The sequence below is a fragment of the Sphingopyxis sp. KK2 genome (assembly GCF_001990265.1).
Lineage (GTDB): Bacteria > Pseudomonadota > Alphaproteobacteria > Sphingomonadales > Sphingomonadaceae > Sphingopyxis.
On record NZ_LYVN01000128.1, the window covers coordinates 1 to 11,650 of the forward strand.

Below are 11,650 nucleotides of genomic sequence, written 5' to 3' on the forward strand. Positions count from 1 at the left end.
CCGGCCCGTCGGCAGCGGGGCGCAGCATCGTCATGCGGCCTGCGCCGCGCGCGGGCCGGTACCGCCGCGATCGAGCCGGATGCCGACGCGTTCGAGCAGGTGCTGCACCGCCGTCAGCCCCGCAAAGATCGCGCCGTAACGCACGAACTGGCGCAGCAGCACCTCGCCCGAAAAGGCCGACCAGCCATGGTCGAGCAGCGACACCCAGACGAAGATGCCGAGCTTGAAGCCGACGAACGCGCCGACATAGGCGCCGCTCGCGCGCAGCACGCCATGCGCCTTGCCGAGAAGGCGGTTCGACACCTCCGACGCCAGCAGCGCCGTGACCGCCGCGGTGCCGAGCGCGACGGGCCAGATCATGCTCGCGGGCTCGGCCGGCATGCCGTGGGTGATGAAGGTCACCGCCTGCGCCGCGAACCAGGCGACGAACATCAGGACCAGCCCGTCGCGCCGCGAGACCTGCGTTGCGGCGAGCGCGGCGAGCGACGGGAAGGGGGTTGCGCAGGCGAGCAGCAGCGAGGCGATGGTGCTCGACCCTGCCATGGTGCCGACCCAGATATTGCGCGCGAGCGCGCTCGAAGGCGTCGTCATACTCTTCTCCTCTGGCTGAAAATCGCGGCGCATCAGAAGCGCCCCCGGAAACCGGCATAAAAGCTGCGACCGAGCGTGCCGTATCGGAACGCGGTCATATATTGCTCGTCGAAGACATTCTCCGCGCGCGCGAAGAAGCGGACATTGTCCGACAGGCGATATTCGGCGCGCAGGTCGACGAGCGTGTAGTCGTCGAGGCGCGTCGTGTTCGCTGCATTGTCGAAGCTCGCCCCCGACCAGCGCAGCGCGGCGCCGAGGTCGAGCCCGAAGGGCAGCGCATAGCTCACCGACGCATTGGCGGCATGGCGCGGGCGTCGCGGCAGCGTCTTGCCGAAATTGGCGGTGCCCGGCGAGCGGTCCTCGGCGACGATCCAGCTGTAATTGCCGTCGAGGGTCAGCCCGCCGAGCTTGAGTGCCCCCGACGCTTCGACCCCATGCGCTTCGCCGCGCGAGACGTTCGAGTAGAAACCCGACCGCCGCACCGTCGGGCGGCCCGGGACGAAGCACAAGAGATTGGTCGAGGCCGAGGTACAGCTGTTGAAGATGATCTGGTTGGTCGTGGTGCGATCGAACCAGGTCGCGCCGACGACCAGCTTGCTGTCCCACAGATGCTGTTCGACGCCGGCTTCCCAGCCCTTGGCCTGTTCGGGATCGAGCGCGATATTCCCATATTCGCTGAACAGCTGGTACAGCGTCGGCGCCTTGAACCCTTCGCCATAGCTGGCGCGGATGATGGTGCCGGTGGAGAGGCGCCAGACGCCGCCCGCGGCGAACAGCGTCTGTCCGCCGTAACGATCATGATCGTCGTAACGCACGCCGCCGTTGATCGTCAGCCCGTCGACAGGCTCGACGCTGAGCTGGCCATAGGCGCTGGTGATTTCGGCGCGGCCTGTCGCGAAGGCCGGGACGGGGGTCGTGAGCGATGCGGAGAGCGAGCGGCTGCGGAAGTCCGATCGTTCGTTCTCGACCCCAAAGATCGACGTCACGCCGCGCGCAATGTCGAAGCTGCCCTGATATTCCCAGCGCTTGTTCTGGCCTTCGGACTCGAAGCTCAACGTCCGCGCGCGCGTCGGGTTGAGATTGTCGCGCACCGTCTCGGTCTGCGAATAGGCGATGCGGTTGCGAAAGCGGCCCTGCAGCAGGTCGAAGTTCAGCCCGGCATAGCCGAGCCATTCCTTGTTGAGTCCGTAATCGAACGTGTCGCCGCTGGTCGAATCGAAGTCGAAGCGCGCCGACGAATAATGGCCGCGCACATCGACGCTGACATTGTCGGCGAGGTCGAACGTCGCGCGGCCGGTCAGGCTGGTGTTGCGATAGCCGTCCTTTTCGGTCCCCCCGAACGACGCGGCATAGGCCGAAATGCCGCCGGTGTGGAACGTCTGCCCGCCGATGCGCCAGCTCAGCGGACCGGTGCGGCCGCCGATCGCGGCACGCGCGCTCACCGTTTCGCGCGATCCGGCCTCGATATCGAAGCTGCCTTCGAGCGCCTTCTGCGGCTGGGCCGAGACGATGTTGACGACGCCGCCGATCGCCTGGCTGCCCCACAGGATCGACTGCGGCCCGCGCAAGATTTCGATCCGTTCGGAATCGCCGACGAGCAGGTTGGCGAAATTATAGCCGCCGCCGGCCGAGGCCGGATCGTTCATCTTGACCCCGTCGATGACGACGACCGTGTGGTCGGATTCGGCGCCGCGAATGCGCAGCGAGGTCGAGGTGCCATAGCCGCCGTTGCGCGACACGGTGATACCCGGGGTGCGGAGCAGCAATTCGGTCGCGCCGATATCCTGCGACCGGTCGATCGCCGCCTTGTCGAGCACGGTGATCGTCGCGGGAATTTCGTCGAGTGCGACCGGCGCGCGCGTCGCGGTGACGACGATGCTGTCCGCCTCCGCCGCGACGGCGTTGGCCACCTCTTCGGCATGGGCGGGCAGGGCGGCAGCGAGCGTTGCCAGGGAAATGGAACTTCGAACGACAAATTTGAACATCGGGTACCCCATCGACAAGACCGCTTGGTCGCGGGGTCGATGGCGATTGGCCCCGATGGGCGCACGACATCGGCCCGCGCGGCCGCGCGGTCACCTTTGTCGTCTGTCGGGTTCACCCCCGTCCGCCCGGCACACCCTGTCCGCGCGAAAGACGACGGCGACGGGCAGGTCTCCTGGCTCGCGGGTCGACGCCGGTTCGGGCCGCCTTCTCAGGACTGGATGGTCCCAATGGCATATGGCCCGATGGCTCTCCGCTTACAGTTGCAGGGGCAGCCGGGGTTTCGCACCCCATTCCCTTTCAATCCCCTTTCGGGGAACCTGTCGCGGCCCGCTCGTTAGGCGGATCGTCTCAGGCGATCAAGTGAAAGAAACTGCCCGTCACCTGGCCGACGCGGTGACCGGCGGGGCCAAGGTCGCGGCCCGCCGCGTCGGCGAGCTGCGCGAAGGGCTCGCCCTCGTCGCCCGACACGATCGTGGCGTGATGATATTCGTGCCCCCACAACGGCGCATCGGCATCGGCGAAGCGTGTCGGGGCGAACAGCCGCGCCTGACGGTAGCCGAGCGTCATCTTGCGCTTCGCAAAGCTGGTCTCGACAGGCAGCAGTCCCGCCATCGCATGCGCGGTGCCGTCGGCATCGATCAGCGAGCGGCCGAGCAGCATATAACCGCCGCATTCGCCATGCACCGGCGCGCGCGCCGCAAAGGCGCGCAGCCCGGCCATCAGGCGCACGTTGCCGGCGAGGCGCCCTGTGTGAAGTTCGGGATAGCCGCCCGGCAGCCAGCAAGCGTCGCAATCGGACGGGGGCGCTTCGTCGGCAAGCGGCGAGAAGGGGATGATCTCGGCCCCCGCAGCGCGCCACCAGGTCGCGAGGTGCGGATAGAAAAAGGCAAAAGCGTCGTCGGCAGCGAGCGCGATCCGCTGGCCCGGCGGACGCAGCCGCGGCGGGACAGCAGGCGCGGGGACGGTCGAACGCGCTGCCGCGCGGATCGCCGTCAGGTCGCAGTCGCGCGCGACGATGGCCGCAATCGCATCGATCCGGTCGTCGAGCGCGCCATCCTCGCGCGCCTGCACCAGCCCGAGGTGGCGCGAGGCGACAGCCAGCGCCGGCTCGCGGCGGATCATGCCGAGCAGCGGCAGGTCTAGCGCGGCGAAGCCTTCGGCGATCATCGCGGCGTGGCGGTCGCTCGCGACGCGGTTGACGATGACCCCGGCGACTAGCGGCGCGCCCGGAAAGCGCGCCACGCCGTGGGCGACCGCTGCGACGCTTTGCCCCGCACCCTCGGCATCGACGACGAGCAGCACCGGCCAGCCGGTCAACCCCGCGACCGCTGCGCCGCTGCTGTGCGCGCCCGCCCCGTCATAAAGCCCCATCGCCGTCTCGGCGATCAGCAGGTCGGCTCCCTGCGCCTGTTCGGCCGCCAGCCCGCGCAGCATGTCGGGTGCCATGGCAAAGCCGTCGAGATTGATCGACGGCCGCCGGGTGGCGGCGGCGTGGAAGCCGGGGTCGATATAGTCGGGACCGCATTTCGCCGCGGCGATGCGCAGACCCGCCGACCTGAAGGCGCGCTGCAACCCGATGGTGACGAGCGTCTTGCCGGTGCCCGATCGCGGCGCCGCGACCAGCAGGCCGGGCGCGAGCGAGGAGGTCAAAATTCGATGCCCCGCTGCGCCTTCACCCCCGACCGGAACGGATGCTTGACCTGCACCATCTCGGTAACGAGGTCGGCGGCCTCGATCAGCGCGTCGGGCGCGTTGCGGCCGGTGACGATGACATGTTTCATCGCATCACGGTCGAGCAGGCCCGCGACCACCTCGTCGACCGGCAGATATTCGTAGCGCAGCACGATGTTGAGTTCGTCGGCGACGACCATCGCGATATCGGGGTCGGCGATCATCCGTTTGACCTCGTCCCATCCGGCGCGCGCCCAGGCGATATCGCGCGCGCGGTCCTGCGTATCCCAGGTAAAACCTTCGCCCATTACCTTATGTTCGACCTGCCCCGGAAACGCCGAATAGACCGCCTTCTCGCCAGTCGCCCAGCCACCCTTGATGAACTGGACGATGCCGACCTTCATCCCGTGGCCCAGCGCGCGGCACACCATGCCGAAGGCGGCGGTCGACTTGCCCTTGCCCTTCCCGGTGTGGACGATCAGCAGGCCTTTTTCCTGTGTCTTGTCGGCCATGATCTTGACGCGCGCGGCCTGCCGCTTGCGTGCCTTTTCGTTGTGGCGTTCGTTGATCTCGTCTTCGGTCATCTGTCCCTCCGGGCACGACGTCGCTCTGGCGCAGCGCCGACCGGCACCGCACCGCTGATTTTCGTCGCCCGAACGGGATGATCCGTGCCATGGCCTTTCCCTGGACCGCAGCTACGAGCGACCCGCACCGGCAGGTCTCCTGGCTCGCGGGTCGTCGCTTGACGCACGCCTTCCCGGGCTGGCCCAGTGGCTGCCCGGACGATCGTCCGGGCCCGTGCATCGCGCTCGCCGCTTACAGTTGCAGGGACAGCCATGGATTCGGCCAGGCGGCCTCACCATATTCCCTATTATGCCCTTACGGGCACCGGCGCGGTCTTTTGAAGGTAGAAGCCTTCGGGGCCGGCCAATAGCGCGGTTCCCTCGTTTGGCAATGGGTCGAAATGGCCTGGCCTTCGCGGGATTTCGCCAGCGGCTGCTGGTCCGCTGTCGTCAAAAGCAGGCCGTAAGAATTCGGTAGGTTTGCGAAACGGCAGTCGCCTCGCCTGTCTGTTAATATGTCAATCCATTAGACATGCACGAGCAAGCGACGGGTGCCGCCGGCCTAACGGAACGCGAAGCGCAAAGTGTCCGTCACCGCGCGCGCCGGGACGGTCATGTGGATTTCGTTCTCATAGAGCCGATAGCGGGTGCCGAGGCCATAGGCCGACAGCGGTTCGAGCCGCGCGGCGAGTGCGCGCGCGGGTTCGGGGTCGTCGTCGCTGTCCTGATCGCCGGCGACCAGCATCAGGCGGCTGGTCCGGGTGATCTTGCCGCTCGCCAATCGTGCCGCGAACGCGCGCTCTTCGCGCAGCAGGTCCTGCACATTCCATTCGAGCGAAGGGCTGGCCGCGACGATCGACTGGAAGGCGTCGGGGCGCGCATAGAGCGCATGGAGCGCGAACAGTCCGCCGAAGCTGTGGCCGAATAGCGACTGGCGGCCGGGATCGATCTTGTAACGGCGGCCGATCTCGGTCCGGAGCTTGCCGGTCAGGAAATCGAGGAATTTGTCGCGGCCGGTGTTGGTGGCGGCGGGATCCGATTTCGCCTGCGCGGGCGGGCCTTCGGTCGGCACCGGGAACAGGAAATCGGCGGTTCGGCGGGCGTCATAGGCCTCGTCGGTCGGATAACCGACCCCGACCACGAGCGCCTTGCCCTTTTCGGCATATTCGAGCAGCCGTCGCGTTTCGGCGAAGGAGGCGAAATAGGCGTTGCCGTCGATGACATACAGGACGGGATATCCCCCGGCGGGCGGCTCGCCCTTCGGAAAGGAGACAAAGATACGATAGGTCTCGCCGCCGTCCGATTTGGTCTCGAACATCTGCGTCTGCGGCATGGCATAGGCGGGACCCGGCGGGAGCGGTGTTTGGGCCGAAGCGGCAGGCAGGGCGAGGGCCAGCGCCGTGACCGCAGCCGATATCTTCCAAACTTTGGCCATCGTCATCCTCCCGCCTGCCGTCATCTAGCCATGAACCTTGTGCGCGGCGAGCGTGAAATCGGGTTCGGCCTTGCCCGTCCCGAGCAGCAGCCCCGCGACATAGCGCCCCATCGCGGGGCCATGTTTGAAGCCGTGGCCGGTGCCGCCGCCGACGATCCAGCAATTGCTCCACTGCGGATGCCGATCGACCAGCATATGGCCGTTGTCGCTATTCTCGTACTGGCAGACCTCCGACGCGGCGAGCGGGCGTTTGGCGAGCGCGGGAAAGCGTTTGGCGAGATAGGCGCGGACATCGGCCAGCCCTTGATCGGTGATCCGCCGGTCGGTGCCGTCGGGGTCATATTTCGGGCCGTGGCCGTCGAGTGCGATCTTGAATCCCCGCGCTTCGATGTCGGGGAAGCCGTAATGGAGGTCGGGATCGCCGGCATCGACCCAGGCGGGCATATGCGGCGCCGCGAAGCGGTCGTCGCCGGGCTCGGGCGCGAAATAGAAAACCTCCTGCCGCGTCGGCACGATCCGCCCGCCGACGACTTCGGGAAACAGCTTCGGCAGCCAGGGACCGCAGGCGAAGACATATTGGCCCGCCTGCAGCGTCTCGCCATTGCCCGTGATCGCGCCGAGCGACACGCGGTCCGACCGCGGCGTGTCGACCGCGAGGGTGCGAAAGCTGCCGCCCGCCTTGACGAAATCGGCGACCAGCGTCTGCACGCTGCGCCGCGCCATCAACGCGCCCATCGTCGGCTGCATCACCCCGACCGTCAGCCCGTCGAAGTCGATCTGCGGCCAGCGTTTCGCCATTTGCGCGCCGGTCAATTTCTCGATCGGGATGCCGAGGCTGCGTTGCAGCGCGATGCTTTCGTCGATCTTCGCGCTGTCCTGCGGATAGAAATAGAGCGCGCCGACCTCTTGAAAGATCGGGCTTTCGTGGCGCCGGGCGAGGTCGTGCCATTCGGCGAGCGATTCCCAAGCCCAGCGCGTGTAGAGCGCATTCGCTGCATATTCGGTGCGGATCAGCCGTGTCTCGCCGCCCGAGGACGAGCGCGCATGCCCCGCACCCCAGGCGTCGAGCAGCAGCACCTTCTGGCCCTGACGCTGGAGGTTCCACGCGGTCCAGGCGCCGAACACCCCGGCACCGACCACGATCACGTCCCAGCCGCCCGCCTGCCGGACCTGCGCCATCGCGGGCGCGCCGGTCGCGAGTGCGCCGGCGGTCGCCAGCCCGCCAAGTAGCAGCCGCCGCGATACCGGGGCGGCAAAGGGCGTGGGTCCGCCGTCTCGACGCGCCATCGCCCGGTCCCTATTTCTGCGCCGCGAGGTCGGCGCGCTGGGCGTCGAGTTCGGCGACCCACGCTTCGGACAGCATCGGACCCTTCATCACCAGATGCGCATGATCGGCGACCTTTTCGCGCAGTCCGATGAAGAAGAGCGGGCCGCCGACGAGGCCGAGTTCCTTCATCTTCGCCGCCATCGCCGCGCTTTGTTCGGGGGTCGGCGCGGCGCGCGGGGGTTTGTAGAGCATCACGTCCCAGCCCTCGCCGTCTTCGTGCAGATAGAGCTGGGTCTTCGGCTGGCCGCCCGCGGCGTTGACCTGGTCCCAGATCGCGACGCTGCGGATGAAGGCTTCGGTCTGGCCGGGGACGAGGCGGAACAGCTCGAACGCCGGGTCGGATAGCGGCGCGGCTTCGGCGGCGACCGGCGGTTCTTTCTTCGCCTGCGCTTGGGCGGCCGCGGGTGCGAGCAGCGCGCACGCCAGAACCAAATGCTTCATCATGACCCGTTTCTCCCCTTGAAATGCGCCGCGATGTTCACTCGATTTGCCGCCCTTCGCTAGGGGGGCGGTGCAAACTTACCCGCTTGGACAAGGGGCTACCCGGAAAAGCCGGATGCGCTCTTCGGACCCAATGGCATGAATGGCGACGACAAATGGTCGAGCGGGCCGAGGCCTGAAGGGGAGCTGATGATGGGCAGATTGAAAAGCGTTTTTCTGGGTGCGGCTGTGGTTTCGGCGATGTCGCTCCCGACCCTGTCGTTCGGCCAGCCGGCGGCGGCGCCGATCCGTCTCGACGGCCAGACGCTCGATCCCGGCATCCAGGCGATGCTCGAAAATGACAAGGTCAAGGAAGAGGCCGCCAAGGGCAAGCCGGGCAACGATCCCAATACCGCGGCGGGCATGAAGGCCATCCGCGACGAGGTGAACGGCGACTGGGCGGCGGGTACCGTGGCGGCGCCCGAAATGGCGTCGGTGAAAAATGCCGTGGTCAAGCGCGGCAATGTGAGCATTCCGGTGCGTATCTATCGCCCCAAGGCGGCCGGCACATTGCCGACCATCGTCTATTATCATGGCGGCGCCTGGTTCGTCGGCGGGGTCGAGGGGTCGGACCTGTCGTCGCGCCAGCTGGCGAACGACGCCAAGGCGATCGTCGTCAGCGTCGAATATCGCATGGCGCCCGAACATCCCTATCCGGCGTCGTGGGACGATGCCGAAAGCGCCTTCGACTGGGTCGTCGGCGAGGCGAAGGCCCTCGGCGGCGCGCCCGACCAGATATGTGTCGCGGGCGACAGCGCGGGCGGCAATATGGCGATCGTCGTGACCACCCGCCGGCTGGCGAAGGGCAAGCCCGCGCCCTTGTGCCAGATCCTCTATTACCCCGCGGTCGATAATCGTCCGGTCGACGCGATGCGCGCGACCTATAATTCGTCGCGGCTGTTCGGCGAGGGCTTCCGGCTCAACCGGTCGTTCACCGACTATATCCTGCCGATCGTCTTTCCAGACCAGGATCTGTCGCAGCCCGAAGTGTCGCCCTTGTTCGACGCGACGCGCAAGATGCCGCCGACGCTGATCGCGACCGCCGGTTTCGATCCGCTGCGCGATTCCGAACGCGCCTATGCCGCAAAGCTGGCCGAGGGCGGAAATTATGTAATCTACCGCGAGTTCCCGACCTTGATCCACGGTTTCCTGCAGCACACTAAGCTGTCGGAGGCCGCAGATCGCGCGTCGCGCGAAACCGCGCAGGCGGCCGGCGTGCTGGCGCGCGAAGCGATCGCCGCGCAGGAGGCCGCGGCCAAGCTGCCGAAATGACGATGGTACGGCGGCGTTTCCGGGCGCCGCCGTCAGCAGCCTAGAAGCCCGCGAATGAAAAACTCGCTTCGGCGCGCAGGCCGAGAATGAGCGCGTCGGATATGCCGGGGTCGGCAGACGGATTGCGGATGTAATGGACGCTCGGCTGCAGCGACAGCCATGGCGTGATCGGGGCGCGATAGGTGGCCTCGATCGCGACCTCGGATGACCCCGCGCCGGTCGCGGTGCGATAGCTGTTCGAGGTGAAGGCGGCGGCGAGCGCGATGCCGAACTCATCCGTGTCGCGCCCCGGCACCCAGCCGCTGAACTTCAGCCCGCCGCTGGCGAAACCGTCGAACATGTTGAAACGCCCCGCCGCGGTGCCGAGCCGGAAAAAGGCGTCGACCTTGCGCTCGGCGCGATCGATCAGCGGAAATTCGCCGCGTACATAGGTGCCGGCGTTGCCCTTGCCGGTTCCCGTGCCGCCGTTGCGGTCGAAGCGCGCCGTATATTGCCAGCGCCCGAGCAGCAGCTTGCCGCCGCCGAGCGGGGCCTCGAGTTCGCCGACGAGCAAGGCGCCGTCGCCATCGCCGAGCTTGATCGCGGTGCGCCCGGGATGATCGGGATCGCCGGGGATGCCGTCGAGCACGGCGGCTCGCACCGCCCACCCTTCGGCGGGCGCCCATTGCAGCCGCGCCGCGAGCGAGGTCGATGGGAATATCGACGGGCCATTCTGGCCACTTTGCGCGAAGTCGGTGCCTATGCCGTGCGGGCTGCTGACGAACAGCCCCGCAGCGTCGAGCGCGTCGAATTCCGAATTGAGGTCGTAGAGGCCGGCTTTGACCGAAAGTCGGTCTCCGATCTTCTGGTCGATCCACGCCTCGTAGAGGCGCAGCGCCTGCGTGCCCGCCTCGATATTGCTCACCGCCTGCGTGTCGCCGGCGAGGTCGCTGATCGACTTGCCATTGTTGTATAGGCCATAGACATGCACCTGCGCGCCGGTCCAGCCGACGAGCTTTTCCATGTCGGCCTCGAACACGATGTCGAGATTGTCGAGATAGCGCGTGCCGCGGCGCAGCCCGCCCGATGCATTGCCCATAACCTCGCCGGTGTATGTCAGCTGGAGCAATATCGGGCCGTGGGTTTCGTCGATCTCCTCGGGCGCATGCGTGTGGCTGTGCGGCAGATGGCCATGATGCGTCGGATGCGGCGCGGCCTCGACCGCCGAAGTGGCCGAAGCGGCGAGGGCGAGCGCGGAGCCCAGCATCAGAAGCTGACCATGAAGGCGAGGCGGATACGGTCGAGCCACTGGTTCGGCGACAGGGCGCCCGCATAGGCCGGGTCGAGCGGGCGGTAATGATACCACAGCAGGTCGAGCTGGAGATGCTCGGCGGGGACATAGCCGATGCCGAAGCCGTGCAGCTGATAATTGGTCGACAGGTCGATATTGTCATGGCTGAACGCCGCGAGCACCGAGTCCACTTCGACTTCGGAATAATTATAGGCGAGGCGCCAGTCGCCGGGCTTGGCGGTGCGGCCTGCCGCGAATTCGAGGTTGAAAGCGGTGTCTCCGGCAACCGCTGCGCCGGCGTTGTGGACATAGTCGGCGGTAAAGCTCAGCGGCCAGCGCGGCGACAGCCCGGCCCAGTTCAGTGTCCCGATGCCCTCGATCAGGTGGAAATCCGAAACATAGCGGCCGCCCGAGATCAGGTTGCCGCGAAAGTCGCCGGCATCGGCGCCCGCAACCGAGCCGAGGCGGTAGTGATAATAGCTGCCTGTCAGCCCCGCCTTGAAGTCCGACGACAATGGTGCGGAAAGCGCAAGCTGGCCGCCGAGCATATCGCTGTCGCGTGCGACCGCGGCTTCGTCGATGACGAACCACAGGCCGCGTGCGTCGACGCGTGCCTTGCCGATGTTCGCGCCATATGCCGCCGCGACGCCCTGCGGCGACACATCGCCGTCCCACAGCATGTCGGTGCGCTGGAACTGCTGCGGGAATTTGCCCGCATAGGTGGCGAAGCCGCCGTTGGTGTAGCGGATCCACGCCTGGTCGAGCGAGACCTGGAAATCGTCGACGAAATTGCCGAGCGTCACGTCGGTCGAATTGGGATCGTCCGGATCGCCGGTCGCGATCTGGGTGCCGACCGCGAAATGATCGTCGATCTTGTAGGCCGCGCGCAGGCGGGCGCGCACGGCGGTGCGCGACCGGTCGCGGCCGTCGACGAAATTCCATTCCTGCCGCACGCGCATGTCGCCGCTGACGTCGAGGCCGGGGATGCGGAAACTGTCGCCCGATGCGGGGCTTGCGGCGGCGAGCGGCGATGCGGCCGGCGGCGGGGCGGGGGC

General features: G+C 67.2%; 10 protein-coding genes and 2 riboswitches. Of the genes, 1 reads left to right on the forward strand and 9 read right to left on the reverse strand.

Annotation, left to right across the window (positions count from 1 at the left end):
• Positions 1-30 precede the first annotated feature (30 nt).
• The 7 genes from B1A78_RS17240 to B1A78_RS17270 form a co-directional block, all read right to left on the reverse strand.
• A complete protein-coding gene (locus tag B1A78_RS17240) occupies positions 31-591 on the reverse strand; it encodes a hypothetical protein (protein ID WP_077148148.1) in 561 nt (186 codons plus the stop codon).
• A gap of 32 nt (positions 592-623) precedes the next feature.
• The gene (locus tag B1A78_RS17245) at positions 624-2,576 is read right to left on the reverse strand and encodes a TonB-dependent siderophore receptor (RefSeq protein WP_077148149.1); all 1,953 of its coding nucleotides are present in this window, start codon (positions 2,574-2,576) and stop codon (positions 624-626) included.
• 145 nt (positions 2,577-2,721) lie between these two features.
• A riboswitch (cobalamin riboswitch) is annotated at positions 2,722-2,913 on the reverse strand.
• A 12-nt stretch (positions 2,914-2,925) separates the two neighbouring features.
• Positions 2,926-4,227 (reverse strand): cobyrinate a,c-diamide synthase, encoded by a 1,302-nt coding sequence (locus B1A78_RS17250; RefSeq protein WP_077148150.1) that lies wholly within the window; start codon positions 4,225-4,227, stop codon positions 2,926-2,928.
• Positions 4,224-4,832 carry a cob(I)yrinic acid a,c-diamide adenosyltransferase gene (cobO, locus tag B1A78_RS17255; protein ID WP_077148151.1) on the reverse strand — a complete coding sequence of 203 codons (609 nt, stop codon included), beginning with the start codon at positions 4,830-4,832 and terminating at the stop codon, positions 4,224-4,226. The genes B1A78_RS17250 and cobO overlap by 4 nt, the downstream gene beginning before the upstream one ends.
• Before the next feature lie 111 nt (positions 4,833-4,943).
• Positions 4,944-5,156, reverse strand: a riboswitch (cobalamin riboswitch).
• Positions 5,157-5,373: 217 nt separating this feature from the next.
• Positions 5,374-6,246, reverse strand: coding sequence for an alpha/beta hydrolase (locus B1A78_RS17260; RefSeq protein ID WP_077148157.1), 873 nt, complete (start codon positions 6,244-6,246; stop codon positions 5,374-5,376).
• Positions 6,247-6,270: 24 nt separating this feature from the next.
• Entirely contained in the window at positions 6,271-7,533 is a 1,263-nt protein-coding gene (locus tag B1A78_RS17265) for an FAD-dependent oxidoreductase (RefSeq protein ID WP_077148152.1), read from the reverse strand.
• 10 nt (positions 7,534-7,543) lie between these two features.
• On the reverse strand, positions 7,544-8,017 hold the full coding sequence (locus B1A78_RS17270; RefSeq protein ID WP_077148153.1) for a hypothetical protein: 474 nt from the start codon (positions 8,015-8,017) through the stop codon (positions 7,544-7,546).
• A 189-nt stretch (positions 8,018-8,206) separates the two neighbouring features.
• On the opposite strand from B1A78_RS17270, the gene B1A78_RS17275 reads away from it, so the two are divergent.
• Positions 8,207-9,325 (forward strand): alpha/beta hydrolase, encoded by a 1,119-nt coding sequence (locus tag B1A78_RS17275; RefSeq protein ID WP_179102077.1) that lies wholly within the window; start codon positions 8,207-8,209, stop codon positions 9,323-9,325.
• Between the two features lie 40 nt (positions 9,326-9,365).
• Here B1A78_RS17275 and B1A78_RS17280 read toward each other — a convergent pair whose 3' ends face one another.
• Together B1A78_RS17280 and B1A78_RS17285 are read right to left on the reverse strand one after the other, a co-directional pair.
• Positions 9,366-10,571, reverse strand: a complete 1,206-nt coding sequence (locus tag B1A78_RS17280; protein ID WP_077148155.1) for a carbohydrate porin — start codon at positions 10,569-10,571, stop codon at positions 9,366-9,368.
• Positions 10,571-11,650: putative porin (locus B1A78_RS17285; protein WP_077148156.1), on the reverse strand; the 1,080-nt coding region annotated here is incomplete at its 5' end. The genes B1A78_RS17285 and B1A78_RS17280, both read right to left, overlap by 1 nt.